Annotated in this window: 1 protein-coding gene; it reads right to left on the bottom strand. The window is 62.8% G+C overall.

Annotated features, from left to right (window positions below; all coding sequences use genetic code 11):
* Positions 1 to 1,152, bottom strand: a 1,152-nt coding sequence (locus H7U37_RS14920) for a glycoside hydrolase family 3 N-terminal domain-containing protein (RefSeq protein ID WP_204876943.1), incomplete at both ends; no start/stop codon positions are given.

Raw genomic sequence — 1,152 nt, 5'->3', positions numbered from 1 at the left:
TCTCACGGGCGGCGCGCTCGGACACCACGGAGTTGCTGCCCATACGGGAGTTCTCCTGGCTGTTGAACGCGAAGTGCTTCAGGGTGACGCCCACGCCGGAGGCGGAGCCATCCTCGTTGGTCTCCACGCCGCGGGTCTCGGCGGCGGCGGTCAGACCGGCGACCAGGGGATCTTCGGAGTAGTACTCGAAGTTACGGCCGCACAGAGGATTGCGATGGATGTTCATGCCGGGAGCCAGCCAGGAAGTGACGCCGTATTCCTTCATCTCCACGCCGACCGCGCGGCCCACAGCCTCGATGACCTCGGGGTCCCAAGTCTGAGCCAGCAGGGTGCCGATGGGGAAGGCGGTGCAGTACTGATAGTAGGTGTCGCCGGTGGTGGTGTAGAGAACCGTGCCCTTGGCGCGCTCGGCCTCAAAGGCTTCCGCGTCAGCGAACTCGATCTCGGTGTAGTTGGTGCCGCCCCAGCTGTAGGAAGCGGTGTAGTAGGTCTGGTCAGGATCGAAGGTGGCGGAGCCGGGAACCATGTCATACTTGACATAGCTGTTGGTGATGCGGATACCGGCAGGGCCGTCGGACATCACGATGTTGGGGATGTAGCGGGTGGTGTACAGGTTGCTGGTGGTCTCGCCGGCAGCGCCGTACACGGACTCGGCCTGGGAACCGACCACAGCTTCGACGTCGTCGCTGCCTTCGGTGAAGCCGTCATAGGTGCCGCCTTCCACCAGGTCAGCCAGCTCCACGTTGCTCATGCTGGCAACCAGCTGCTCCATGGTGATCTTGCCGTTGACCACGTCCATCAGGGTGGCATTCTCAACCGCGTCCACGACCTCGAAGGTCTCGCCGTCGGAAGCGGTCTTGCCGTCGGCGTACTTGGCGGAATCCTTGGTCTCGTCGGAGCTCACATAGGTGGTGATGCTGCCCTCGCTGTAATCATAGGTCACAGGAGCGGGGAAGTCGGAGGCATCCAAGCTCACAGACACCTTGGAGGCGCTCAGGCCCTCTTCGGTGGGGGTGATGTAGTCGCCGTAGCCGTCGGAGGTTTCGTCCAGCATATCCAGCTCCATGGGCTCATAGGTGGGATTCTTATGGGTGGCGGGGTCCTCATAGTTGAGGATGTAGCCGGCGTCGGCGTCATAGGTGCCGGCCTGCA

The organism is Pseudoflavonifractor phocaeensis (assembly GCF_016901735.1).
GTDB lineage: Bacteria > Bacillota > Clostridia > Oscillospirales > Oscillospiraceae > Pseudoflavonifractor_A.
The sequence above is the reverse complement of the archived record's forward strand: the minus strand, read 5'-3'. Positions and strand labels throughout refer to the sequence as shown.